Below are 23,856 nucleotides of genomic sequence, written 5' to 3'. Positions count from 1 at the left end.
CACGATATTAGCAAAGGTTGAGCGGCTTTAACCAGCCGCCGTCATTAAAACTAATTTTAAGAAAGTAGGGTAACCATGAAACATTCAATTTTTAATAAAAAGCGCCTAGCCGTTTGTATATCAGCGGTTTTAGCTACCGGGTTGAGCAGTCAGCTTTATGCCGAAGAAGCAGTAACCGATAAAGTCAATAATAGTGAAAAAGACGCTGCGATAGAAGTTATTCAAGTAACTGGTATCATGAGCAGTTTATCACGTTCAATGGCGGTAAAAAGAAACGCTTCTGGCGTTGTCGACGTCATATCTGCTGAAGATATGGGTAAATTTCCAGACACTAACTTAGCCGAGTCATTACAACGTATTACCGGTGTTTCGGTCAGTCGTTCTAATGGTGAAGGCAGCCAGATCACCGTGCGCGGTTTTGGTCCAGAGTTTAACCTAATTACACTTAACGGTCGTCAAATGCCGGGTACGGGTAATTCACGTTCATACAGTTTAGAAAATTTGTCTTCTGATGGTGTCAGTGCTATCGAAGTACATAAAACTGCGCGTGCAGAAAACCCAAGTGGTGGTCTTGGCGCGACAGTTAATATTATTACCATGAAGCCTTTTGCTAGCCCAGGTGAGAAATTTGTTCTTTCAGGAAAAGGCATTTATGACTCGTCTAATGTTGAAGGTGATGATGTAACACCAGAATTTTCAGGCTTATACAGCAATACTTTTGCTGATGACACCTTTGGTTTTGCTTTGTCGTTCTCTCATCAACAACGTGACTTTCAACAACAATCGGCAAATATTCAAGGTTGGCAGTTTCAGCCAGACGCACAGCTTCCGACTTTAGATGATGACAAAGTCATTGATAATCGTGATGCAAATGCGGCAGCGGGTGCTTTTTTCCCTCGTGATATGAACTATGGTATTGCTAACGTTGAGCGTGAAAGAACCAATGCCAATGTTACTTTCCAATATGCGCCTATTGAAAGTGTGATTATGACACTTGATTATACGATGGGAGAGTCAACAACAGGCACTAATTCTATTGGTTGGGGTCAATGGCACGATTTTGGCGGCAACATTGATGCTTACGAATTAGATGAAAATGGTACGGTTATCTTTGCCGATTTGTCTGGTAACGATGGCTCTTATACGGCCAATCGAAATACAACTGAAACGAATGAAAGCTCATTAGGTTTTAATGTTGAATGGCGACCGTCCGATGACTTTGTTTTTTCAGTCGATTACCATAGCTCAGAAAATAAAGCTGACAATGGTAAAGATAAAGGCATGAATGGCACGGGATCATTAGTTTTTGGTTCAGATCAATTAGTTAATAAACATTATGATTTCAGACAAGGTGATATTCCACAAGGGACAATCTTCTGGAAAAATGGCTCTACAACGCTTGCACCTAGTGAAATAGATTCACATTTTAGCCAATTTGAGCATACTCCTGGAAAGTCTGAAATTGATCAACTGCAAATCGATGGTTCATGGGAAAACCCAGATGACTCGTCATTAAAGTCAGTTAAGTTTGGTGTTGCTCGTACTGAGCAAACCATGGGTGGCTCACGTTCATGGAGTGGTCTGATTGGTGGTTTCTTGTTTAACCCCAATTATTCAGCGGCATTTCCTGATGGAATGTTTGAGTACAATACAACCGATGGCTTTTTGGATGAATTTTCAAATGGCGACAATCCTATGGGTGCTGGATACTATTATAGTTTTGACTTTGATGAAGCGGTTGCTCGTTCAGCATATTATCTAAACAGTGATGTATTAGGCGACGACTTTTTTAGTACCGACGCTTACCGCCCTGGTAGTGTTCAGTCACAATCTTCAGTAGATGAAGATACAACGAGTGTTTATGCATCGTCTTTATTTGAGTTTGAAGTTGCTGAATTACCCGTGCAGGTGAATGTTGGTTTTAGATATGAGCAAACCGATGTAACCAGTAATGTCTTGCAACCTATACCTACCGAAGTTTGGTGGAAAGGTGGCAGTGAGTGGCTTACTCAATATCAACCGGGTGAAAATACTATTTTATCGCTTGAAGGTGAGCATGACGTCTTTTTACCTATGATTGATGCCAAAATTGATCTTAGTGAGGAACTTGTTGCCCGTGCATCTTGGGGGAAAACGATAGCTCGTGCTCCTTTAGGTAGCTTAGCCGGTGGTCGTTCATTAGGGGCAAGTACGCGTCCTAACTCTCGTATAGGTGGTGAAGGTAACACTAACCTTGACCCTTATGAGTCTACTAACCTTGATATTTCGTTAGAATATTATTACGCAGAAGGCAGTTATGCTGCTATTGGTTACTTTAGAAAAGATGTAAAGAATTTTATTAGTAGCCAAACAATAACGACATCAGTTGATGATATGCGTGATATTTATCAGGGACCACGTTGGACTCAAGCGGTATCTGACCTCGGTGGCACGCCAACCAGTGATGAAATTTTTGCACAAATGCAAGCTAACGGAGCGACGTTAAACGCTCAAGGCTTTATTGAACCAGCAGGTGATGATCCTTTAATGCAATGGGATATTACCCGTCCATTCAATGCCCCTGATGACAAGATGGTTGACGGCATAGAAGTCGCTGTTCAACATTTTTTTGGCGAGAGTGGTTTTGGTTTCGGTGCTAATGCGACGTTTGTTGATGGTGATGTTAAATTTGATGTTGATGACATAACTAAAGTTGATAGTGTTGCTGATTTAGAACCGCAAACACCACTAACCGGTTTAAGTGATTCGGCTAACTTTCAATTGTTCTATGAAAAAGAAGGTTTGTCAGTAAAAGTCACTTACGCTTGGCGTGACGAATATCTTATCGGTGTAGGACAAGCTCAAGGTTCTTCTGATGCGCCACCACAATTTGCTAAAGAGTTTGGTCAAGTCGATATGAGTATTAACTACGACATTGATGAAAACTTTACGGTATTTGTTGAAGGGTTAAATCTTAATAACGAAACCGAGCAATCTTTTGGTCGTTACGAAGAGCAGTTTTTATCCGCTAGACAATACGGTACTAGATATACTGTAGGTGTTCGTTACAGCTTTAAGTAAACCTGTAATCTAGTGAGTTTCAATTAATAGGCCTATATTGTTTTGCGATATAGGCCTTTTTTGTTTATAGGTTTTTTTATTTTATAACCTTATGTGTATAAGCTCGTTAGTTGAGTTAATAATCAAAAGAGACGTTTTATGTTAACAATTCGCGAAAAAATTGCTTATGGCTTAGGTGATACCGCCAGTAATATTATTTTCCAAACGGTAATGATGTTCCTGTTGATTTTTTATACTGATGTGGTGGGTATTTCGCCAGCTGTTGTTGGCACTATGTTTTTAGTGGTGCGTTTATTTGACGCGATAACGGATCCGCTGATGGGGGCACTTGCTGACCGTACTAAAACACGTTTTGGACAATTTCGACCTTATCTACTTTGGCTCGCTGTGCCGTTTGGCATTATTTCTATTATGGCATTTACTACGCCAGACTTGACGGGTAACGCTAAGGTTATATACGCCTTTGTTACTTATACCTTGTTAATGATGGTCTATACCGCAATTAATATCCCATATTCTGCGTTAGGTGGTGTTTTAACGACGCAGCCCGCTGAACGCGTATCAGTACAAACCTATCGATTCGTTTTAGGAATGCTCGGTGGATTAATTGTTGCCGCAGGCACTTTGCCTTTAGTTGAGTATTTTGGTGATGGTGATAAAGCCAAAGGGTATCAGCTCACTATGGTCGCGATGAGCCTTTTAGGCGTGGCGATGTTTCTATTATGTTTTAGTGGTACTAAAGAACGTGTTTGCGTACCTGAAAATCAGCAAACATCGTTTTTCGACGATTTAAAAGCACTGTGGCAAAATGATCAATGGCGAATATTGTCGCTGGCAGGTTTATTTTTATTAACAGGCCAAGTATTAAGAGCCACATTAGCGATATATTATGTTAAATATGTGCTCGGTCTCGAAGCGCAAATTACTTTATTTATGTCGCTGGGCATGATTGGTAGCATTTTAGGCTGCGCTTGTGCTCAAGCTCTTGCAAAAAGAGTTTGCAAGATTAAGGCTTATATTAGTTTACAGCTCATCGCCGCTTTTATCTGTGTGATCAGTTATTTTGTCCCCAAAGATCAAGTAACCACCGCCTTTGTATTGTTTTTTTTATGGAGCTTCTTTTTACAAATGGCAACGCCTTTGTTGTGGGCAAAGATGGCTGACACCATTGATTATGGTCATTGGAAAACAGGTGTTCGCATAACAGGCATGGTCTATTCTTCGGTGGTGTTTTTTATCAAATTAGGTGTCGCTTTTGGTGGCGCTTTCGCCGGTTGGTTACTCGCTTATTATGGCTACCAAGCAGACGTTGAACAAACAGAAACGGCTAAAGAGGGGATTTTACTATCATTCACTGTTTACCCCGCATTAGGTTCAATACTTGTTGCCTGGGTCATGCGAAAGTACGTGCTTAACAAAGAAAAAGTTGAACAAATACATTTAGCCTTAAAGACTCACGGGGCTTAGTCGCTAAGCGAGAAGTGTCGTTTTTACCGCAAGGCTAGTCCATCTTGCCTTGTTTTGATTGCGATACATCCTAGTTCCCTTATTGTTGCTCTTAATATTGCTAATAAATAACGCTACGTAGCTGAGATAACGTTATGAATTTGGAGCTTCAATACCATGAAGAATAAACAAAGTAACAAAAAATCATTGCTGGTCTTGGTCTTAATCTTGATCCCCGTATTACTTATTGGCCGAGCACTGATAAGCGACGATGAACGTTATCAGGCCGATGAAGGTCATTTAGCTTCTGCTCATCAGGGCGACAAGCAAAGTGATCATAGTGAAAAAGATAACACGGTAGTCTGGGCAATTAATGTTGGTGGTAGTGAATATGTTGGCGTTGACGGTATAAGCTATCAAGCAGATCAATCGATAACTACCGGTGATATAGGTACGATTGAAAATATCAAAGGCTCACAAGATAGTTTTATTTATCAATCTTTTCGCTTTGGTAATATCGACATTAAGCAACCCATGGAAAATGGCCTGTACGATATCATTTTTAAATTTGCTGAACCCGAAGACAAGGCTATGGATGCTCGTGTCTTCAATGTATTTGCTGAGAATAAGCTGGTTATTAGTGATTTAAATGTCAGGCTTGCTCGAGATGGTAAGCATTTATCGGCCTTAGCACGAGCTGTTTATAATGTTGAAGTAACCGATGGACAGCTAGATATAAACTTTGAAGCGATCAACGGGCAGCCAATCCTTAGTGCCCTAATTGTCCGTAAAAAAGAAATTGAGTCAAAGCAATGGCAATTAGTTTGGAGTGATGAATTTAATTATCAAGGTAAGCCAGATCCAAATAAATGGAGTTATGATATTTGGCCTGCTCGTAAGGTGAACAGTGAAGATCAAACTTATACCGACAACCTCAAAAATGTCCATGTAAAAGACAGTAATTTAGTGATCACCGCCTACAAAGAAAATTTGGACGATGCAAAATATACCTCTGGCCGTATTCACTCACAAGGTAAAGGCGACTTTCTTTACGGACGTGTCGACGTTCGAGCTAAGTTACCGGCAGGGCAAGGCACTTGGTCTGCTATTTGGATGTTACCTAGTGATCCTTTTAAATATTCAAGCACCTGTCAAGAAAACGACGATTGGCAGGGCAGTGCAACCTGTGATGCTTGGCCTAATTCGGGTGAAATAGACATCATGGAACACGTTGGTTACGACATGCAAACCATTCATGGCACCGTACATAATAAAGCTTATTATTGGGCGAATTGGGAACAACGAAAGGGCAGTATCGAAGGTCAAGATGTTGAAAAAGCTTTTCATCTTTACTCCGTTGAGTGGACGCCAGAGAGTATTACCGTATTGTTTGATAATGTGCCTTATTTCTTTTATAGCAATGAATCTAGCGGCTGGCGCGCTTGGCCTTACGATCATCCTTACCACGTTATTCTAAATCTTGCGATTGGCGGTATGTGGGGCAAAGCAGGTGGACCCATAGATGACAGGATTTTTCCAGTATCAATGGAAGTTGACTTTGTCAGAATATTTAAACCCTTAAATCAGTAAACCGTAAATTTTAGAAATAGATGAAGTTAAACGTTTATCTATCAATTTATTCAATTATTTAGAACAGTAAAGTACCTTGAGTTTAGGTAGGAATTAAAAATGAAAATATGTAATACCCACAACAATCAAGTGACCGGTGAATTTGTCACTATCGCTGACGAACGTTTTTATGCCATTAACAATGTTAATAAGATGGCTCCTTTTTTTGTTAGCGTTATCTCTAATAGTGACCATTGGCTATTCGTTTCATCAACGGGTGGATTAACCGCGGGGCGTGTATCGCCAGAGACGCCTTTATTTCCTTATATTACCGTAGACAAAATTCATGAAAGTGAGTTAAACACGGGTTGTAAAACCCTATTACGTGTTAATACGGGTAGTGAAAAGGTTGATTGGGAACCCTTTAATCGTGAGCATGAACTTCGTTTTAATATCACCAGAAACTTATACAAGAACGTATTAGGCAATAAACTGTGTTTTGAAGAAATTCATAATGATTTGCAGTTAGCCTTTCGCTATACCTGGGCAACGAGCGACACCTATGGTTTTGTAAGAAAATGTGAATTAGAGAACTTATCAGATAAACCTTTAAGTGTTGAAATTATTGATGGTTTTCAGAATGTATTACCTGCAGGTACACCTCGCTTTACGCAAACAAATTCAAGTAATTTAGTCGATGCCTATAAGTGGACCGAGTTAGATGAAAGTTCAGGTCTTGCCTTTTTTACTTTGTTTTCTGGCATCACCGATAGAGCAGAGCCTTGTGAGTCATTAAAAGCCAATACGGTTTTTTGCCTTGGTTTAGATAACACTAATATTTTACTCTCATCTGAGCAATTAAGTGCTTTTCGACGCGGCGAACAGGTTGAACAGGAAATAACAAAGCGAGGTATTCGTGGCGCATATTTAGTGAATACTAGCCTTCAACTTAAGCCGCACAGTGATAAAAAGTGGCAATTTGTTGCTAATATTGAGCAGACTCAAAGTCAATCTGTTGTCTTGCGTCGCCAGCTAAGCGAGCGAAATAAACTCGACGAAAATATCAACGGTTCTATAGCGAATGGCTCTGATGAACTAGCACGTATTATGGCTTCTGTTGATGGTTTTCAATTAACGGGTGAAGAGAGTGTTGCCGAGCATCACTATGCGAATGTCTTATTTAATGCCTTGCGTGGTGGTATTTTCGACGATCAATATCAGATCTCTGCAGATGACTTTACCAAGACGATTAATTTATTTAACCATAAGGTTTATCAACGCAATCAAGCGCTGTTAGACAGCTTGCCGGAAAAGTTAGATTTTGTGGAATTACTGACAGAAATTAAAACGTCTGGCGATAGCCAACTTGAGCGCTTAGCTTCTGAATATTTACCTATATCATTTGGTCGTCGTCATGGCGATCCGAGTCGTCCATGGAACCAGTTCGCTATTAAATTAGTGGATGAAAACAATAAGCGTTTGTTAACTTACCAAGGAAATTGGCGAGATATTTTTCAAAACTGGGAGGCGTTAACGTATAGCTACCCGCAATTTATTGAAAGTGTTGTTGCCAAGTTTGTTAATGCTTCGACGATGGATGGTTATAATCCTTATAGAATTACCAAAGAAGGCATCGACTGGGAAGTCGAAGAGCCTGATGACCCGTGGAGCTATATTGGCTATTGGGGTGATCATCAAATAATTTACTTACAAAAGATGCTTGAGCTGTCGAAGCAATTTCACCCAGAAAAATTGACTGCGATGCTGCGCCAAACACTTTTCAGTTATGCCAATGTGCCTTATCGCATTAAGTCATTTGATGACTTGGTTAAAGATGCTAAAAGCACCGTCACCTATGATGAATCGCTCGCGTTTAACATTGAGCAACGTGTTAAAACAATGGGGGCTGATGGCAAACTGGTCCTTGATGCCAACGGGGATGTTTATCAAGTTAACTTGTTGGAAAAATTATTAGTACCCTTATTGTCTAAATTGGGTAATTTAGTGGTTGATGGCGGCATTTGGTTAAATACCCAAAGACCCGAATGGAATGATGCAAACAATGCCTTAGTTGGGCAAGGTTTATCTATGGTGACCTTATGTTACTTGCGTCGTTATGTTTGTTTTTTCCAAGAGTTAATAGCTAATGAAACACAAGATGTTGAGTTGTCTATTGAAGTTAACTTATGGTTGACGGATACGGCAAACGCATTAACACATTTAGTTTCAACGTTAACCCCTGAGCCAGTAACTGCTGAGGTACGCTATCAAAGTACTGCAGAACTAGGCATGGCAGCAAGCCATTACCGTCAAGCTATCTATAGCCAAGAAGGTTTTAGTGGCAAGACGCGTCAGCAGATTAGTCAGATCAGCGCTATGTTAAGTGATGCCCTACAAGCGATTGAACATACGATTGAGACCAATGAACGCGCCGACGGATTATATAACGCTTATAATTTATTGAGCCTAGAAAATAAGACCTCCAAGGTTAAAAATCTGTACCCAATGCTCGAAGGACAGGTTGCTGCCTTAAGTTCTGGTGCACTTAAACCCAAACAAGTGGTTGATGTAGTCGAAGCGCTTTTTGCGAGTGATGTTTATCGCCCCGATCAAAAAAGTTTTATGCTTTATCCCGATAGAAAGCTACCAAGCTTTTTAGAAAAAAATTGTGTGGATGCCCAGCAGGTACAAGAAAACACTTCGCTGCAACAGATGCTTACACAGGCTGATGAACGTATCATTTTGCAAGATATTAATGGTCAATATCGCTTCAATGCTGATATTACTAATAGCAATGTTCTACAAGATAAGTTAACTGAACTTAGCCAAGAATATCCTCACGCACTAACAACTGATAAAACAGCGATTTTTGATCTTTATGAGCAAACCTTTAATCATCAAGCTTTTACTGGCCGCTCTGGTGGTATGTTTGGTTTTGAAGGTTTGGGCTGTATCTATTGGCACATGGTTTCTAAGCTGATGTTAGCGGTAGAAGAAAACTTTTTTAGTTGTGTTGAGCAAGGAGAAAGTGACGAGGTAAGGCGACAAATTGCCAGTTTATACTATCGAGTTCGTGACGGTATTGGTTTTAACAAAACACCACTTGAATATGGGGCATTTCCAATGGACCCATACTCTCACACCCCTAAACATTCGGGTGCGCAACAGCCGGGTATGACCGGACAAGTGAAAGAAGAAATACTTTCACGTTTTGGCGAGTTAGGGCTGCGCGTTAACGCAGGTGTTGTCTCGTTTGAACCAAGCTTATTGCAATCATGTGAATTTATTCAACAAGCAAAGCCATTTCGCTACCTAGATGTGAGCAAAAATTGGCAAGAAATAACGGTGCCAGCCATGGGACTCGCTTTTACTTGGTGTCAGGTTCCAATTGTTTACCAGCTTAACGATGAAGTTGAACCTTCGTTAATAGTGACTTATAAAGACGGTAAACAGCAAACATTCTCAGCCTTGAGTTTACCTGCTAAAGAGAGTACTGAGTTGTTTCTTAGAAGCGGTCAAATACAGCAATTAACCTTAACGATATCAACTGATAATTTATTCTATTAATGATTATTTATCATAATTTTTTTGGTTGTTTGATTAAAGACGGGGTATCAATACCCCCTCAATTATATATAACGATGGTTATCGGAGACGAGCATGTCGAGTAAATACAATAAGCATATGTCATTGGCTGGAATGAATCTTGGTCATTCTTCTAGAGAAGACTTACAAAGTGCTGTTACTGGGGTACTTGAAAATAAAATTCATGGTATTTCCTTTAGCCCTTATACCGAAGGGCAAGGGCCTGGCACTAAGATAAGCGAGGCACAGATATCGGCACGTTTGGCGATTATTTCCCCAAGTATTAACTGGATCCGTTCTTTTTCTTGTACTGATGGTAATGAAAATATCCCCAAGATAGCCAAGCAGCAAGGTTTAAAAACCTTAGTCGGTGCGTGGCTAGATGATGATTTAGAAAATAATGAGAAAGAAATCAACAACCTGATAGCTGTTGCACAGCAAGGTTACGCCGATATTGTTGCCGTTGGCAATGAAGTCTTACTGCGTGAAGACTTGAGTGAAGGACAATTAATCGCTTACATTAATCGTGTAAAAGCAGCATTACCAGGTATCGAAGTAGGCTATGTTGACGCTTACTATGAATTTGAAGAACATCCCAAGGTTACCGACGCCTGCGACTTGATCTTAGCGAATTGTTATCCTTTTTGGGAAGGTTGTGCCCTTGAGTACTCCATCCTTTACATGAAAGACATGTACCGCCGTGCAATTAAAGCTGGCAAGGGTAAAAAAGTTATTATCACTGAAACTGGCTGGCCGAACGAAGGACCAGCAGAGTGGGGTGCTGTGCCATCTTATGAAAACGCCATTAAGTACTTTTTAGGTACTTATCAGTGGGCAGAAGAAGAAAATATAGCGGTCTTCTATTTTTCATCATTTGATGAGGTTTGGAAAGTTAAAGATGAAGGCGGAGTTGGCGCGCATTGGGGCCTTTGGGATAAAAACGGGAAATTAAAGTATGTTTAAAAAACACAGTGATAAAGTAGCAACAATTAGTTCGATGAAGTTGCTGCATGAAAATGCTATTTGTTATTCTGGCTATCGTGATGGGCAAAATCCAAGAGAAGGTCTTTACCCAAGTTATGATGAAGTTAAAGAAGACTTACTTATTTTGAAAAAAAACTGGAGCTACCTTCGACTTTACGATTGTGGACCACACGCCGAACTTGTTCTTGATGTTATTAAAACTGAAAAAATGCATTTCAAAGTAATGCTAGGCGTCGATATGGCAGCAGAAATGAGTAACCCTAACTGTCCTTGGGGGGCTGATTTTAGCCAAGAAGTTATTAATGCTAATCGTCAGAAAAATTGTGATGAAATTCATAGTATGATCGCACTTACCAAAAAGTATGATGACATTGTATTTTCAGTTTCTGTCGGCAATGAAGCGAGTGTTGAATGGACAGACCATATGGTACCTGTCGATAGTTTAGTAAACTATGTAAAACAAATTAAAAAAGAAATTCATCAACCGGTAACTTTTTGTGAAAACTATGTCCCTTGGACATACAAACTTGAGCCCTTGGTTGCTGAACTAGATTTTATTTCCATTCATACTTACCCCGCCTGGGAATACAGAACGATGGAAGATGCACTCGAATATACCAAACAAAATTATTACAGTGTTGCCCATCATTATCCTGATAAACCGGTGATAATTACCGAAGCAGGTTGGACAACGGCATCAAATGGACGGGGCATAGAGCCTTGGAATGCTAACGAAGTACTACAGGCAGAATATTATCAGCAACTACTTGCTTGGACGACAGAAGAAAAAATTCTGACCTTTGTCTTTGAAGCCTTTGATGAACCATGGAAAGGATCTCCTGATAAATTAGAACCTGAAAAACATTGGGGACTCTTTAAAGTCGACCGGACGCCTAAGTTAGTGATGAAAAATATTTATCCAAACGAGGTTATAAACATTAACAAAAACAATGCTGTTGCTTAGTTTTCGTTAAAGTTTAACCATCAATAAAAGTAAACCCAAGGATTTTGTCAGCAAATATTGCTCGGTCAAAGTCGTTGGGTTTTTTTATTGGCCAAATTAAAGACTAAAAGATTAGAATCCCTTATTCACCCAAGCCATTAACCTTTCCTTATATTTTAAAGCGTTTGACCAAGCTATCAAGGTTCATTGCCATTGCAGTGAGTGATTCACTTGAACAGGCTATACGGGTTGATATTTGTGCACTGTTTTCTGTGCTATCGCTTATCGTATGAACGTGAATATTAATTTCACCGACAACGGCTGCTTGCTCTTCTGTTGCTGTGGCCACCTGAGTGTTTAGATCTGAAATGAGTTGAATATTAGCAACAATTTCCTCAAGTGCCTCTGTTGTCTGTTGAGCATCTGTTGCGCCAATTTCGGCAGTCAACTTACTTTCCCTTACGCTATCAACGGCTCGCTGAGACTCTGATTGCAAAAGGTTGATCATTTTATTAATTTCATCAGTGGACTCACTGGTGCGCTTCGCTAAGTTACGAACTTCATCAGCGACCACCGCAAAACCACGACCTTGTTCACCTGCACGAGCAGCCTCAATCGCGGCATTTAATGCCAGTAAATTTGTTTGCTCTGAAATTCCTCGTATGACATCAAGCACACTGCTAATAGCGTTGCTTTTATTCGCTAAAGATTCAATGGTAACAGACACAGAATCCATCTTTTGTGCCATCTGGTAAATATTCTCCGTTGATTCTTTAACAACAACTTGTGCATTTTTAGCTTGGGTTATCGCTTCGCTCGTCGAATCAGCCGCATGTGCCGCGTTTGCTGCAATTTCTGTAATGGTTGAACCCATTTCACTAATAGCCGTTGCAACTTGTGTGGCGATATCACGCTGACCTTCAGCATCGAGTTTTGACTGCTCTGCGTCTTGGGAAACCTCTAACGATGCTTGGCGGACATCTTTTGATGTTTTAGCGACATCATTAACTACCGAGTGTATTTTACTGATAAAAGTATTAAAACCATGGGCCAAACGTGAGACTTCTTCACTGCCGTTTTCACTTAGTCGGTAACTAAGGTCGCCTTCGCCATCACCCAAGGCTTTAAATAATCCAGCGAGGTCATTGATAGGTTGCGTTAAACTTTTTGCAAAAATGATACTGATAAAAATAAACACCACGACAATAATGACAAACCAAATCAGCATATAATTTCGTGACTCGTTCAACGCTAAGTACAATTCAGCTTTTGGCACTTCTGCAACAACATACCAACCCAAACTTGAGATATAGCTTGTCGCCACGATTAAACTCTCTGTTTCTTGAAAAGAAAATTGTTCTTTTGATAACAGTGTTTGAAAATTTATATCTTTATATAGTTCAGTCAGGTTCGCCTTTTCACTTTTTGCTTTATCTTGATGAATTTTTATCAACCCCGAGTGATCAACAAGATACACTAAACCTGACTCTTCAATTTTAAAGCTATTTAGGTAACTAACCATGTCATTAAATGATTTAGATAATCCAGAAACACCTCGTCCATTAAGTTGTTGATAGTTGATAAAAACATCTACATTACCATTCGGATAAGCGTAGGTACTTGCCGATTCTTCCTTATTACCATTGGTGAATGCAAAAAACCAACCATCAAGACTGTCATCTTTGAGAACACGAAGAAAGCCATCTTGGTTCCAATATTTAGCTGTTTTTCGATCGGCGAAGGAGGCATTACTCAAATTGTTATCTTTAGCGATGTTACTTAACATACTAATAACGTTAGCTTCATTGTCTTTGCTGGCACCAGACTCTATCCAATCAAGTAGAAAAGGGTTAGTAGCAATTGATTTTGTTAACACTTTCATTTCAGAAATTTCGCCGTCGACTGCATTACGAACGCGCATCAGTAAATTAGGTAAATCTGATTGTTGTAGTCTGGATATAAGCAGTTCTTTGGCTTTTGAGTGGCCGACAAAACCAACAATACTGGTCGATATGATAACGGCCATTAACATGGCAATGACTAACTTAGACCGGATAGAAAGGGTGGTTAAAAATCTCATTAAATAGATCCTATTTGCAAGTTTTCTACAAACTTTGCTGTTACGGCGATTTGTCCATAAAATCCTTTTTATAAGGGGTTTAAAATAGATTCGCTCTCAATTTACTTGAGCTTAACATATCCATGTAGTCTCACCATTTAAAACAACAATTTAACTTTCTTTTAAGATAGCTAATAATTTCAGCTGATTAAATATAAAATCACTTTACTTAAATAGCAAAAATACTTTTTGATGACAATGAACTATCGATTAACTTACTGACTGACTTACTCAGTAAGTTAACTTAAGTTAAGCTATTTCCACCTTAATGAGATGAAACGGTCTTTATCAACGATAGTAAGGAAATTTTTATTCGACCATCAGTGGCGGAAGGGGTAGTATAATATCAGATGATTTCGGAGCAAATATGTCTGACAACCCACTATTACGTTTGAATAAATTTATTTCAAAAAAGCCAGAGTATCTATTTTGGGTTTTACAAATCTGCTTTTGGTCTTTCGTTTCATTAATTAGCCTAATATCACTGACACTTTGGTATGTCCAAATCGATGTCGAGCACCTTAATCACACTTTTTGGCAGTCTGTTGTCGGCATATTTTGCTCATTGCCACTCTATTGGATTTTCATGAGGTGCTGGCACTCACCTATTTTTACCCGCGTACTGATCACCATCGTTTCAGTGATTTGTATTTCCTTTATTTGGACACTTATTCGAGTCAAACTTTATATAGAGCTGACCAGCTCTGCCGGTAATTGGGACGAGTTTGGTGGCTGGTATTTTAGTAGTATCTTTATTTTCTTTTGTTGGACCGGTTTTTTTCATGGTATTCGCTATTATCAACTGTTGCAATTTGAGCATAAAATGTTGCTTTCAAAAGCAGCAGAAGCCAAAGAAGAGCAATTAAAAAGAGTGAACGCGCAATCGGTAGCCCGAGATGCAAAAATAAAAATGTTACGTTACCAACTCAACCCTCATTTTCTTTGTAACACGCTCAATGCCATTAATTCTCTGATTGAATGCGAAGCTCCAGAGAAAGCTCAGCGGATGACCGTACAATTAAGTAAGTTTTTACGTTATTCATTGGACAATAACCCTGATACTAAAATTGCGTTAGAATTTGAAATTATCGCCCTTAACTTATATTTAGAAATAGAGAAAACCCGTTTTGGCGAGCGACTTAAATTAGACTTTAAAATTTCTGATAAAGCAAAGTTAGCTTTAATACCAAGTTTATTAATACAACCTATTATTGAAAACTCAATGAAACATGTTATCGCGCAAAATGAAGACGGTGGCACTATTAGTCTATGGGCTGACGTTGTTGATAAAATGTTGGTGTTAGAGTTAAGCGATACCGGCTCTGGAACGGCGGTTGACGGTAGTAAAATGAAAGGAAAAAGGAGTCGAGGTGTTGGCTTGCGTAATATAGATGAAAGACTTAAAGTGTTATATGCAGATAACTACGTATTTAACCTTAATATTATCCCATCAGGTGGTTTAAAAACTATCATTAAGCTGCCTTTTGAAACGCTTGATGAAATAACACCTGCTAGCCAGTACCAAACTCAATGACGGTGAGTTAAATTTATGAATAAGTTAAGAACAATTATTGTTGATGATGAGCCTTTAGCGCTTAATCTCTTGCGTGCAAAGTTAAATAAAATTCCTGAAATAGACATTATTGCCGAATGTAAAAATGGCCGTGAAGCGATTGAAGCAACGATGGCCTTAGCACCTGATTTACTTTTTTTAGATATACAGATGCCAGGTGTTGATGGTTTTGGCGTTATTAAAAAATTACAATCTGATATTGTTCCTATGGTGGTTTTCACGACCGCATTTGAGCAATATGCTTTAGATGCGTTTGATGTGCATGCCGTTGACTATATTCTTAAACCTATTGACGACGAACGAATTCAGCGAGCCATTCAGCGTGCGTTGGTCCGCTGTGAAAGTGATGAAGACACTTTAAACAAATCTCGCATTATTAGTGCGATAGACTCAATCAATGAAATGGAAAACCCTAATAGCGTTTCTCCGCAGAGTATCAGCCTTCCTAAGCTTAATACCGATAAAGTTGAGCGTAAAATAGTTATTAAAGACCGAGACGATATAACCTTGTTAAAACAAACCGATATTGAATGGGTTGACGCAGCAGGAGATTATGTTTGTGTTCATGCGCAAGGGGTTACTCATATTAAACGCTGTACCTTGAAAAATTTGCTAGAAGATTTAGACTCTGAAATGTTTAAACGTGTGCACCGTTCAACGATTGTTAACCTTAATTATATCCAAAAAGTGATCCCTCATACGAAAGGTGAGTTTTTTCTTAAATTAGGTGAATATGACCAAGTTAAAGTGAGCCGTAATTATCGAGAAGTGATCAAGAGTTTTTTAACTGACATGTAGTATATTGACGACAATTTGTGGTCAATATGGCATTTTTTATTCAGGTGATCTTGTTATTGCCTTATATTGACCAGCCTACCGCTTCTAAAATCCCCTTTATCGTAATACGGTTGTTAAAAATAGCCGCTCATTAGATGATTGATATAACTGTAGATGTTACTCACTTGGGTAAACAGTCATTGTCAATTAAGGGATATTAAATGTTAAGTATTAAACAGATAATTATTGCGTCCATTTTTTCTATGGCATTAAGTGTGCCTTGCTATGCAGCCGATAGTCACGCGGCTAATCGACTTAATTATTATGCACCACATGCTGAAAAAGCGCCAAATGTTGATGGTATTGCCAATGAAAGTGTTTGGCAATTAGCACAGTGGCAAAATTTAGATCAACGTTGGTTAGGTCCAGAATTTTCAAAAGAAGACTTTCAAGGCCGATACAAGGTGGTTTGGACGCAAGCTAAATTATATATTATGGTTGAAATTATTGATGACATTCTCATTGATACCCATCGCGACCCCTTGAGCCAATATTGGGATGACGATTGCTTAGAGATTTTTATTGATGAAGATTTCTCTGGCGGTGATCATCAATATAACCATAATGCACTTGCCTACCACATGTCTCTTGATAACCAAGCCATAGATATAGGGACCAACAAAAAACCGCAGAACTATTCACATCATGTTCAAAGTAACTGGAAACAACAAGGCAACACGGTTATTTGGGAACTAAGCATCGATATTTATAACGATGAATATCAAGATACCACAACAGACTCAAGCCATATTAACAAACCAGTCGCTTTGTTTGCTGGCAAAGTGATGGGACTCATGGTGGCTTATTGTGATAACGACGGCAGTGAACTACGTGAAAATTTTATTGGCTCTGAATCTGCAGAGGGTGGAGCGCCCGATCGTGGTTGGATAGATGCGGGTATGTTCGGTAAGCTTATCTTGGCTAAATAACCGCTCAGATAAGCGTTAATTTTTTCTTTACTTCTCCCAGACATGAGCATTATAAAATGAACAACATTGAAAAAAAATTCATCCACAAGTTATTTATTATAACCATCACTTCTCTCACCATAATGAGTTGTGCACCGGTAAATCAGGCAACTCAAATGAATAAAAACACCCCCAATATTAATTACCAGCTTTCAATGACCCAAGAAATATTACTGACTAGCGAAGCCGGTGATAAAATAGCGCCACAGCAGAATTTAACCTTTCAACAAGGTACAGCTACGGGCAAGGTTATTGTGGTAAGGCCAGATATTAAAAAACAAAAGATTGTTGGTATTGGTACATCGTTCACTGAATCTTCCGCTTTTGTGCTTGCACACTTAACTAAAGATAAGCGAGCAGAGGTGATGGAAAATATTTATGGCGAAAAGGGCGCTAATTTTTCAATAGCACGCACGCATATTGGCGCAACAGACTTTGCCGTGGACGGTCGCTATTCATATGCAGAACGTAAAGATGACGCTAACTTAACATCATTCAGTATCGCGGTAGATAGCGATGGTTTTAGCGCTCAACATTACCCAGGTATTAAAGATGAGCAATTTGATTTGTTGCCAATGATAAAAGAAGCTTACGCGATAAAAAATCAGCAAGTTGACAAAGATTTAAAAATTGTCGCTTCCGCATGGACTGCGCCACCTTGGATGAAAACGATTGAAGACTATTATGTTAAGCCAACACCTGAAAATAATCACCAAGGCACGGGCGGCGAATTAAAACCACAGTACGTCGCTACTTATGCAGACTACCTTATTAAGTATCTCGATGCATATCAGCAAGAAGGTATTGAACTCTGGGCACTAACGCCAGTAAATGAACCGCATGGCAACAGTGGTCAATGGGAAAGTATGCATTTTACGCCTCAGACCCAAAATACTTTTATTAAGGACCATTTAGGACCAAAATTAAAAGCGAGTGCGCACAACGCGGTTAAATTACTTATTTACGACCAAAATCGTGATGAAATGGAGCATTGGACTGATGAAATACTCGGGGATAAAGAAACGTCTGAGTATGTTTATGGTACAGCCGTTCATTGGTACGAAAGCAGTAATCAAGTTAATGAAGATGTGTTTGACCGGGTTCATGAAAAATTTCCAGAGTTTTCAATTATACATACCGAAGGCACGATTGATGATTTAGGTAAAGATGCACCAGCAGGTATCTTAGATCCTGTTCGCTTTAAAGAAAGTAACTGGTTCAATAATGATGATTTTTGGTGGAACGAAAATGCGACCGACTGGGCGTACACTGCAACTTGGGCACCTAAACCTGAGGATCATCCGATATACACCCCCGTTCATCGTTATGCACGTAATATTATTGTTAGTTTAGATCATTGGTTAGAGGGCTGGATAGATTGGAATATCGTACTCGATAAGCATGGTGGGCCTAATCACGTAGGTAACTTTTGTGGTGCACCTATCATGATTGATACTGAGACAGGTGAGGTTTATTACACCCCGATTTATTATGTATTAGCACAATTTAGTAAAACCATTCGACCAGGTGATACGGCATTACAGGTTAATCAGCAGTTAGAAGGCTTAGACAAAGATGCTTTACACGCCAGCGCTGCGATTAATGACAATGGTTTGGTCAGTGTACAATTACTTAATACCACTAAAGCACCAATAAATTATTCATTACAAATTGGTAGTCAATATGCGCAAGTAACTATTGCCGCTAATGCCTTGCAAACAGTACGTGTTAAGCTTTAGTTTTTAATCGTTTTAACAAGCCATATAATTAATAAGAGTAAAGATTAAGTGAATAAACATCCCTTTGAAGTTATTGCGCTGGATAACGGTGCTAAGCTGATATTTACCCCTTGTCCTGGCACTAAATTAGTTAGCCTTGAACAATCACTTAAGCAGTTGAAGCAAGCGGGTGTTTCAATGCTGATCACATTAATGTTTGATGAAGAAATGGCAAGTAACAAGGTACTTTCTTTACCTGAACTCTGTCGCCAGTATCAGCTTAGTTGGCTACAATTGCCAATTATTGATGATGAAGCGCCGAGTACGGCTTTTGAAGCGCAATGGGCAATAAATAAAACGACCATAGTCGATGAATTGAAGAATAAAGGTGTGGTGGCTATTCATTGTAAAGGCGGCACAGGTCGAACGGGGACTGTTATTGCTTTATTACTATTAGCACTAGGTTGGCCAGTCGATAAAATTGTTACAGAAGTACAAAAAGTGAAACCTAAAGCTTTGAAAATTAAAAAACAACGAGATTATTTGAATCGTCAATTAATAAAAGCCGAGACACTGTTTTGATCTGCAATATAAAGCCACTTTGCAGCCAGAAAAGCCCTGATTTCATGTTACCTTAGCTCAGAGGTAATGAGTTAAACCCTTTAGCGATTTAATTTTGTCTGCTATTGGGTTACTTCATCTTACGATGTTATTTAAATTCGCTTTCAACGCATTGATTACCCACTACACCTCATTTAAATTGCAACTATTTGTTGTATCACTCAAGATAAATTAGTGACAGTAAGCCGTGACCTCGCGGTTTTACTGCCAAATTATAATAAAAATAGGTCAATAATAAAGCCTGATATAGGTTTGTTATTAACAACACCAATTTTAAGCGATATAAAGAATAAGCTTGCTACCTGACGTAGCTAAATTCTTTGTGTTTATTTTTAAGCAATAGGACCTTACCACATGGCTGGAACATCTTTTACTTTAGATCAAAGCAAAACCTCACAAGCGCATTCATCTAATGGATTTGGTGGAGATAACTCTACTCGCTTTGCGTTAATTTCACTGACATCGTTGTTTTTTATGTGGGGATTTATTACCTGCTTAAATGACATTTTGATCCCCCATTTAAAGGCCATTTTTTCGTTAAGTTATGCACAGTCTATGCTAGTGCAATTTTGCTTTTTTGGCGCTTATTTTTTAGTTTCTCTGCCGGCAGGATGGTTTGTCGAAAAAATGGGCTATCAAAAAGGTATTGTGGTCGGTTTAGTGATTGCGGCTTTGGGTTGTTTAATGTTTTATCCCGCCGCTTCTTTACATAGTTATCCGGTTTTTTTGGCGGCTTTATTCGTTTTAGCTAGTGGCATTACCGTTTTGCAAGTTTCTGCAAATCCTTATGTGACCTTACTGGGTAAAAAAGAAACCGCTTCGTCACGATTAACCATGACCCAAGCGTTTAACTCTTTAGGCACAACTATCGCACCTTATTTTGGCGCGTTATTAATTTTAAACGAAGTGACTGATTCAATGTCAGCAAACAGTGCTGAATCGGTACAACTGCCTTATTTAGGACTGATGGCGGCCTTGTTAGTGCTTGCTGCTATTTTTGCTTTCTTAAAACTTCCACATATTGAAAGTGCTGAGGTTGTTGATGGCGAAAAAATTGAAGGGTCGGCATGGCATTATCGCCATCTAGTTTTAGGTGCTATCGGTATTTTTGTTTATGTTGGCGCAGAAGTGTCAATTGGCAGCTTTTTGGTGAGCTTTTTAGGTGAAACTGATATCGCCGGTTTAGAAGAAACTCAAGCGGCAAAGTACCTTACTTATTATTGGGGTGGAGCTATGGTTGGGCGCTTTATTGGCGCTGCAGTTATGCAAAAAATTGATGCGGGTAAAACCTTAGCTTTTAATGCGCTTTGTTCAGTGATTTTAATTGCCATCACTATTTTAAGCTCTGGCAGTATAGCGATGTGGGCCATTTTATTAGTCGGGTTATTTAACTCTATTATGTTTCCAACTATTTTTAGTTTGGCGTTAAGTGGGCTTAAAAAGCACACCAGTCAGGGAGCAGGTATCCTTTGCTTAGCTATTGTCGGTGGCGCCATCATCCCCGTATTACAGGGCCTGTTAGCGGATAGTATCAGTGTGCAGTTTGCTTTTATCTTACCTTTATTTTGTTACATCTATATCGTCTTTTACGGTTTGAACGGTAGCAAGGTAGTCACAAAAACATAATGAATATCAATGCAATGAAATACTTAAGATTTAACAAAGAAAATGGGCTTCTTATCACGCTTTCGTTATTAATCCTTGGCTGCAGCCCTGCTGAAAATTTGACGTTGACGGGGCCAGAGACACAAGCTATTGATAGCAATAAAGCCGATAAAATTTGGCCTCAACTTGAAAGTGACGTTAAAAAAGATACGCAAGTCGAACAAAGAGTGGCTGACTTACTGGCTGAGATGACCTTGCAACAAAAAGTGGCGCAAATGATCCAACCTGAAATTCGCGATATTACCCTTGAGGATATGCGTACTTATGGCTTTGGCTCTTATTTAAATGGTGGTGGAGGTTTCCCCAATAATAATAAGCATTCGACCCCTGCTGATTGGGTTTTATTGGCTGAGAAAATGTATCAAGCATCTGTTGATGATTCACTCGATGGTTCAACAATTCCAACGATGTGGGGCACTGATGCTGTGCACGGTCATAATAATGTTATCGGGGCGACACTTTTTCCTCATAATATTGGCTTGGGCGCAGCAAATAATCCGACACTTATTGAGAAAATAGCAGAAATAACCGCGACAGAAGTCATGGTTACCGGTATTGATTGGGTGTTTGCTCCAACCGTTGCCGTGGTTAGAGATGATCGTTGGGGAAGAACCTATGAAGGCTACTCAGAAGATCCCGAGATTGTTCGCTTATACGCAGCGTCAGTCGTTAAAGGTTTACAAGGTCATGCGAATAAAGATTTTTTAGGTGATAAACGCGTGATCAGTACCATTAAACATTTTATCGGTGATGGCGGTACGCAAGGTGGCGATGATCAAGGCGAAAACATAGCGAGCGAGCAAGAGCTCTTTACTGTGCATGCCCAAGGCTATGTTGGCGGTTTAACGGCGGGTGCTCAGTCGGTAATGGCTTCATTTAATAGTTGGCATGGAGATAAAGTCCATGGTCATAAATATTTGCTAACAGATGTCTTGAAAAATAGAATGGGTTTTGACGGCTTTGTTGTCGGTGATTGGAATGGTCACGGACAAGTTAAAGGCTGTATCAAAGAAAATTGCGCTCAGGCGGTTAATGCTGGCTTAGATATTTTTATGGTGCCAACAGAAGCGTGGCGACCACTCTATGACAATATAATTGCACAAGTAAAGCAAGGCGATATTCTGCAGTCACGTATTGATGATGCCGTAACGCGTATTTTACGGGTAAAGGTCCGCGCCGGGCTTTTTGAAAAACCCAGTCCTGCCAAGCGTGTTTTATCAGGAAATATCGCCTTAATTGGCGGTGAGTCGCACCGCGAAGTTGCTCGTCAGGCAGTTCGCGAATCCTTAGTGCTGTTAAAAAACAACGGGCAGCTCTTACCCTTATCACCTAAGCAACATATCTTAGTAGCGGGCGATGCTGCTGATAATATCGGTAAACAGTCAGGGGGCTGGAGTATTACTTGGCAAGGAACCGGTAATAAAAATTCAGACTTTATCGGTGGCTCTTCTATTTATTCTGGGATTGAACAACAAGTCAGTGCTGCAGGTGGTCAAGTCACTTTGAGTGTTGATGGCAGCTACACAAACAAACCCGATGTAGCGATTGTCGTTTTTGGTGAAGAACCTTATGCTGAAGGGCATGGTGATATTGATAACCTTGAATATCAGCGCGGTCATAAAAAAGATTTAGCGTTACTTACATCACTTAAAGCAAAGGGAATACCTGTTGTTGCTGTTTTTATTAGTGGTCGACCCATGTGGGTCAATGCTGAACTCAATGCTAGCGATGCTTTTGTCGCTGCATGGCTACCGGGCTCTGAGGGTAAGGCAATCGCAGATATTTTATTGAAAAACCCAGCTAATAATATCCAACACGACTTTACCGGTAAATTGTCTTTCTCTTGGCCTAAATTACCGACACAAATTGTCAATCGTTTTGACGAAGACTACCAACCATTATTTTCATATGGCTATGGTTTAACCTACCAAGATGACACTTTATTAGCTGACTTGTCTGAGCAATCTAATGTGGCGCTTAATACGCATTTAATTACCGATATTTTCTTAGGTAAGGCGATAGCGCCTTGGAAAATGTTATTGTTTTCTCAACAACAAAACATTGAAATAGAGTCGAGTAGTGAATCACTTAAAGGAATTTCTTATCGAACGGTTGATAAAGAGATACAAGAAGATTCTTTTCGACTTAAGACCACTGGCGCAGCGAGCGCGGGAGTTAAATTTATCAACAGCAACGGTTTTAGAGAAGATCTTACTAGTGAACTTGAAAAAAATGCAGCCTTAACATTTTCAGTTAAAAGAGACAGTGATATTAACGCGCCTGTTTACATCACCATGAATTGTGAAACGCTTGGCGATAGCGCAAATTGTCAGGCAAGTTATAATATTCAAGCGCAATTAGCGGCATCTAAGCAAGGTGAGTGGCAAGATATTGCTATTAGCTTACATTGCTTTGCTGGGAAAGGTCTACAGTTGAGTAAAGTTGCTGTGCCTTTTGAATTGCGTACCCCGGGCGCGGTTAATTTATCTGTTAACCATATTCGATTAGTGCCAAGTAAAGCGACTAGCGCGCCATTGAACTGCCCGCAGTAGTCTATTTAGCTTATAGGATAAGGCTGATTGTTGAGCTTTATCCTTTTTTCTGGTCGAATTAGCGTATTTATTGATAATGACCATATTCGATTAGTGCCAAGCAAAGCGACTAGCGCGCCATTGAACTGTCTGTAGTAGTCTATTTAAATTAAAATATAAGGATAAGGCTGATTATTGAGCTTTATCCTTTTTTCTGGTCGAATCAGCGTATTTATT

Annotated in this window: 14 protein-coding genes; 13 read left to right on the top strand and 1 reads right to left on the bottom strand. The window is 39.5% G+C overall.

Translation table 11 applies throughout. From position 1 onward, the window contains the following. Positions 1–75 precede the first annotated feature (75 nt). The 6 genes from A3Q34_RS03700 (at position 76) to A3Q34_RS03675 (ending at position 11,608) form a co-directional block, all read left to right on the top strand. The gene (locus tag A3Q34_RS03700) at positions 76–3,060 is read left to right on the top strand and encodes a TonB-dependent receptor (RefSeq protein WP_070374122.1); all 2,985 of its coding nucleotides are present in this window, start codon (positions 76–78) and stop codon (positions 3,058–3,060) included. A 138-nt stretch (positions 3,061–3,198) separates the two neighbouring features. After that, entirely contained in the window at positions 3,199–4,527 is a 1,329-nt protein-coding gene (locus tag A3Q34_RS03695; protein WP_070374121.1) for a glycoside-pentoside-hexuronide (GPH):cation symporter, read from the top strand. 156 nt (positions 4,528–4,683) lie between these two features. Then, positions 4,684–6,096, top strand: a complete 1,413-nt coding sequence (locus A3Q34_RS03690) for a family 16 glycosylhydrolase (RefSeq protein ID WP_083277883.1) — start codon at positions 4,684–4,686, stop codon at positions 6,094–6,096. Between the two features lie 99 nt (positions 6,097–6,195). Beyond that, positions 6,196–9,642 carry a hypothetical protein gene (locus A3Q34_RS03685; RefSeq protein WP_070374120.1) on the top strand — a complete coding sequence of 1,149 codons (3,447 nt, stop codon included), beginning with the start codon at positions 6,196–6,198 and terminating at the stop codon, positions 9,640–9,642. A 93-nt stretch (positions 9,643–9,735) separates the two neighbouring features. Beyond that, a complete protein-coding gene (locus tag A3Q34_RS03680) occupies positions 9,736–10,623 on the top strand; it encodes a glycoside hydrolase family 17 protein (RefSeq protein ID WP_070374119.1) in 888 nt (295 codons plus the stop codon). Beyond that, a complete protein-coding gene (locus A3Q34_RS03675; protein ID WP_197517652.1) occupies positions 10,616–11,608 on the top strand; it encodes a glycoside hydrolase family 17 protein in 993 nt (330 codons plus the stop codon). The genes A3Q34_RS03680 and A3Q34_RS03675 overlap by 8 nt, the downstream gene beginning before the upstream one ends. A gap of 148 nt (positions 11,609–11,756) precedes the next feature. Here the strand turns inward: A3Q34_RS03675 and A3Q34_RS03670 are convergent, their stop codons facing one another. Then, positions 11,757–13,667, bottom strand: coding sequence for a methyl-accepting chemotaxis protein (locus A3Q34_RS03670; protein ID WP_070374118.1), 1,911 nt, complete (start codon positions 13,665–13,667; stop codon positions 11,757–11,759). Positions 13,668–14,073: 406 nt separating this feature from the next. Here A3Q34_RS03670 and A3Q34_RS03665 point away from each other — a divergent pair, with 406 nt between their 5' ends. The 7 genes from A3Q34_RS03665 to A3Q34_RS03635 all read left to right on the top strand — a co-directional run bounded on the left by A3Q34_RS03665 (position 14,074) and on the right by A3Q34_RS03635 (position 23,640). Beyond that, the gene (locus tag A3Q34_RS03665) at positions 14,074–15,240 is read left to right on the top strand and encodes a sensor histidine kinase (RefSeq protein ID WP_070374117.1); all 1,167 of its coding nucleotides are present in this window, start codon (positions 14,074–14,076) and stop codon (positions 15,238–15,240) included. 15 nt (positions 15,241–15,255) lie between these two features. Continuing rightward, positions 15,256–16,077: a LytR/AlgR family response regulator transcription factor gene (locus tag A3Q34_RS03660; protein WP_070374116.1), complete on the top strand. Its 822-nt coding sequence runs from the start codon at positions 15,256–15,258 to the stop codon at positions 16,075–16,077. A 200-nt stretch (positions 16,078–16,277) separates the two neighbouring features. Continuing rightward, complete coding sequence (locus A3Q34_RS03655) at positions 16,278–17,045, top strand: sugar-binding protein (protein WP_070374115.1); 768 nt, start codon at positions 16,278–16,280, stop codon at positions 17,043–17,045. Between the two features lie 155 nt (positions 17,046–17,200). Next, positions 17,201–18,823 (top strand): glycoside hydrolase family 30 protein, encoded by a 1,623-nt coding sequence (locus tag A3Q34_RS03650; protein ID WP_231907421.1) that lies wholly within the window; start codon positions 17,201–17,203, stop codon positions 18,821–18,823. A 48-nt stretch (positions 18,824–18,871) separates the two neighbouring features. Then, complete coding sequence (locus tag A3Q34_RS03645; RefSeq protein ID WP_070374114.1) at positions 18,872–19,384, top strand: phosphatase domain-containing protein; 513 nt, start codon at positions 18,872–18,874, stop codon at positions 19,382–19,384. Positions 19,385–19,777: 393 nt separating this feature from the next. After that, the gene (locus A3Q34_RS03640; protein WP_070374113.1) at positions 19,778–21,049 is read left to right on the top strand and encodes a sugar MFS transporter; all 1,272 of its coding nucleotides are present in this window, start codon (positions 19,778–19,780) and stop codon (positions 21,047–21,049) included. Positions 21,050–21,063: 14 nt separating this feature from the next. Continuing rightward, a complete protein-coding gene (locus A3Q34_RS03635; protein WP_070376994.1) occupies positions 21,064–23,640 on the top strand; it encodes a glycoside hydrolase family 3 protein in 2,577 nt (858 codons plus the stop codon). Positions 23,641–23,856: the final 216 nt, after the last annotated feature.

Origin of the sequence: Colwellia sp. PAMC 20917, assembly GCF_001767295.1 — a bacterium.
Lineage (GTDB): Bacteria > Pseudomonadota > Gammaproteobacteria > Enterobacterales > Alteromonadaceae > Colwellia_A.
This window is presented reverse-complemented; position numbering and strand designations above follow the sequence as displayed.

What these genes read in the sequence shown, in the direction of transcription:
- A3Q34_RS03695 (WP_070374121.1), top strand. Translation starts at nt 3,199, where the DNA reads ATGTTAACAATTCGCGAAAAAATTGCTTATGGCTTAGGTGATACCGCC.
- A3Q34_RS03675 (WP_197517652.1), top strand. Translation starts at nt 10,616, where the DNA reads ATGTTTAAAAAACACAGTGATAAAGTAGCAACAATTAGTTCGATGAAG.
- A3Q34_RS03660 (WP_070374116.1), top strand. Translation starts at nt 15,256, where the DNA reads ATGAATAAGTTAAGAACAATTATTGTTGATGATGAGCCTTTAGCGCTT.
- A3Q34_RS03685 (WP_070374120.1), top strand. Translation starts at nt 6,196, where the DNA reads ATGAAAATATGTAATACCCACAACAATCAAGTGACCGGTGAATTTGTC.
- A3Q34_RS03650 (WP_231907421.1), top strand. Translation starts at nt 17,201, where the DNA reads ATGAATAAAAACACCCCCAATATTAATTACCAGCTTTCAATGACCCAA.
- A3Q34_RS03655 (WP_070374115.1), top strand. Translation starts at nt 16,278, where the DNA reads ATGTTAAGTATTAAACAGATAATTATTGCGTCCATTTTTTCTATGGCA.
- A3Q34_RS03640 (WP_070374113.1), top strand. Translation starts at nt 19,778, where the DNA reads ATGGCTGGAACATCTTTTACTTTAGATCAAAGCAAAACCTCACAAGCG.
- A3Q34_RS03700 (WP_070374122.1), top strand. Translation starts at nt 76, where the DNA reads ATGAAACATTCAATTTTTAATAAAAAGCGCCTAGCCGTTTGTATATCA.
- A3Q34_RS03635 (WP_070376994.1), top strand. Translation starts at nt 21,064, where the DNA reads ATGAAATACTTAAGATTTAACAAAGAAAATGGGCTTCTTATCACGCTT.
- A3Q34_RS03680 (WP_070374119.1), top strand. Translation starts at nt 9,736, where the DNA reads ATGTCGAGTAAATACAATAAGCATATGTCATTGGCTGGAATGAATCTT.
- A3Q34_RS03690 (WP_083277883.1), top strand. Translation starts at nt 4,684, where the DNA reads ATGAAGAATAAACAAAGTAACAAAAAATCATTGCTGGTCTTGGTCTTA.
- A3Q34_RS03670 (WP_070374118.1), bottom strand. Translation starts at nt 13,667, where the DNA reads ATGAGATTTTTAACCACCCTTTCTATCCGGTCTAAGTTAGTCATTGCC.
- A3Q34_RS03665 (WP_070374117.1), top strand. Translation starts at nt 14,074, where the DNA reads ATGTCTGACAACCCACTATTACGTTTGAATAAATTTATTTCAAAAAAG.